Annotated in this window: 1 protein-coding gene; it reads right to left on the bottom strand. The window is 72.4% G+C overall.

The window, feature by feature from the left end; translation table 11 throughout:
* A partial coding sequence (locus A7A76_RS01580) for an ABCB family ABC transporter ATP-binding protein/permease (RefSeq protein WP_206409550.1) occupies nt 1–1,801 on the bottom strand: 1,801 nt, incomplete at its 3' end.
* Nucleotides 1,802–2,430: the final 629 nt, after the last annotated feature.

The raw sequence follows: 2,430 nt of genomic DNA, 5'->3' as shown, positions 1-2,430 counted from the left end.
CGGCGTTGCGCGCGGCCGCGGCGTCCGCGCGGCGCTGCTGCATCGCCCACAGCGCGGCGTAGCGGCCGCCGGCGGCGAGCAACTCGGCATGGCTGCCGCGCTCGGCGATGCGGCCGGCTTCCAGCACCACGATCTGGTCGGCGTCGACCACGGTCGACAGGCGATGGGCGATCACCAGCGCGGTGCGGCCGCGCGCGGCCTGGCCGAGCTCGCGCTGGATCTGGTCCTCGGTGTGCGCGTCCAGCGCCGAGGTCGCCTCGTCGAAGATCAGGATCGCCGGGCGCTTGAGCAGGGTGCGGGCGATGGCGATGCGCTGCTTCTCGCCGCCGGAGAGCTTGAGCCCGCGCTCGCCCACGCCGGTGTCGTAGCCCTGCGGCAGCGACTGGATGAAGTCGTGGATGCGCGCGGCGCGCGCGGCCTCCAGCACCTCGTCGCGGCTGGCGTCGGGGCGGCCGTAGGCGATGTTGTAGTACAGCGATTCGTTGAACAGCACCGTGTCCTGCGGCACCACGCCGATGCGCCGGCGCAGCGAGTCGGCGGTCACCTCGCGCAGGTCCTGGCCGTCGACCAGCACGCGCCCGCCGTCGGGGTCGTAGTGGCGGTACAGCAGCCGCGCCAGGGTCGACTTGCCGGCGCCGGTGCTGCCGACCACCGCCACGGTGCGGCCGCTGGGGATGGTCAGGTCGATGCCGGACAGGATCTCGCGCTCGCCGTAGCGGAACGACACGTTCTCGAACCGCACTTCGCCGGCGCCGACCCGCAGCGCCGGCGCGCCGGGGCGGTCGCGGACCTCCACCGGCTCGTCGAGCAGGGCGAACATGCGCTCCAGGTTGGCCAGCATCTGCTTGCCTTCGCGATAGACCACGCCGAGGTAGCTCAGCGGCGCGGCCATCTGCAGCAGATAGGCGTTGACCAGGACCAGGTCGCCCAGGCTCATGCGCCCGGCGACCACGCCGTCGGTGGCGCGCCACAGCAGCGCGGTCAGGCCCGCGGCGATCAGCGCCGACTGGCCGATGCCCAGCAGCGAGGCCGCCTTCAGGCTGCGCACCGCGCTGTCTTCCAGATCGCGCAGGCGGCGGTCGAAGCGCTCGGTTTCGAAGGCTTCGTTGTTGAAGTACTTGACCGTCTCGTAGTTGAGCAGCGAGTCGACCGAGCCGGCGCTGGCCTCGGTGTTGGCCTCGTTCATTTCCCGGTACCAGCGCAGCCGCCACTCGGTCATGCGGTAGGTGAAGGCCAGGTACAGCGCCAGCGTGACCAGGGTGATCGCGGCGAACGAGAGGTCGTAGCCGGCGACCAGGATCGCGACGATCAGCGCCAGTTCGACCAGGGTCGGCACCACCATGTACAGGACGGTGTCGAGCAGCTCGGAGATCGAGCCCATGCCGCGCTCCAGGTCGCGGCCGACCGCGCCGGTGCGGCGGTCCAGGTGGAAGCGCAGGCTCAGCGCGTGCAGGTGCTCGAACACCCGCAGCGCGACTTCGCGCGAACTGCGCGCCATCACCCGCGCGAACACGACGTTGCGCAACTCCTGCAGCACCGAGGAGGCCAGCCGCAGCGCGCCATAGGCCATCAGCAGCGCGGCCGGCACGGTCAGCGGGGTCGGCTTGAGGTCGAGCGCGTCGATCAGTTGCTTGAGCACCAGCGGCAGCCCGACCAGGGCCAGCTTGGTGCCGACCACCAGCGCCAGGCCCAGCAGCACCCGGCCGCGGTAATGCCAGACCGTCGGCAGCAGGCGCCGCAGCACGGTCAGGGCGGAGCCGCTGGCGGTCGCCGCGGCGGGGGCAGGGGATTCGTCGTTCATCGGGCGCCGCGGCGGGGACGTGGACGTGCAGGCGCGCGATCCGCGGCGAGGACGGCATTGGAATCGCCGAGGCGCCGCCAGGCGAGGGCGGGGGCGAAGCCCGCGACCGCGCCGGCCGCGCGGGTGGCCGCTTCGCGCAGGCCTCGGGCCGCGCGGTCTTGCAACATCGTCGCCGACGGCGGCGTCCCGCAGCCGCAAGCGAGGCGGCCGGCTTCCCTGATTCCCATCACGTCCCCACGCAGATGGCGTCCTTGAAGCGTCCACAGTAACGCAGCGCGGCGCGCTTTCCGTGTGCGGCCCGTCGCGGTCCCCGCCGCTTCGTTCCTGGCGGTTTCGCCGGTCGACCATGGTTGACTTGCCCCGCCGCGTCCCCAACTATTAGCCACTGCGATGCGGCATCCAGCCGCGTCTTACCGAGATTCCAGGTGGCCCGCGCCAACGCGCCGGCCGAGCGTGCGACATGGACACTACCTGCGCCCACCGCTGACCTCCGCACCGGCCCCGCTCGCGCAGGCGCCCATGCGGCGCTTTTTTCTTGTCCGAAGCGTCCCACGGACTCCCGATTTCCCCCTGCAGGAGCGGCGCAAGCCGCGACCGCGCCGCCGCCCGCCGCGCCGCGCCGCGACCCC

The organism is Lysobacter enzymogenes (assembly GCF_017168095.1).
In the GTDB taxonomy this organism is placed as follows: Bacteria; Pseudomonadota; Gammaproteobacteria; order Xanthomonadales; family Xanthomonadaceae; genus Lysobacter; species Lysobacter enzymogenes_D.
Note: the sequence above shows the minus strand (reverse complement) of the source record. Positions and strands in the feature narration are given on the sequence as shown.